Genomic DNA, 270 nt, shown 5'->3' on the forward strand with positions numbered 1-270 from the left:
CGCTTCCAGCGCCGGGAAGTGCGGCAAGTCCTGTTCGAGCATGCGGATCGGTTCGGCCGGACGCTGCAACGGCGCTGCGACGGCGACCGCGGCGGGCGCGACTGCGCTGCGAAGCCCCGTCGGCGCGACCGGCTCGGCGACCGCGCTCGCGCCGGCGAACTTGGCTGCGGCGACCGCGCCGTGCTTCTCGGCAAAGTAGCGCGCCAGCGACTCGATGTTGAAGTTCTCGAACAACAGCGTCTTGGGCAGGACGCCGAAATCGCCTTCCAG

The 270-nt window shown here is 70.4% G+C and carries 1 protein-coding gene; it reads right to left on the bottom strand.

Annotation, left to right across the window (positions count from 1 at the left end; translation table 11 throughout):
- On the bottom strand, nucleotides 1–270 hold a 270-nt coding region (locus tag HKX41_11630; protein NNC24783.1), incomplete at both ends, for a hypothetical protein.

Source organism: Salifodinibacter halophilus, assembly GCA_012999515.1.
GTDB classification, from domain to species: Bacteria; Pseudomonadota; Gammaproteobacteria; order Nevskiales; family Salinisphaeraceae; genus Salifodinibacter; species Salifodinibacter halophilus.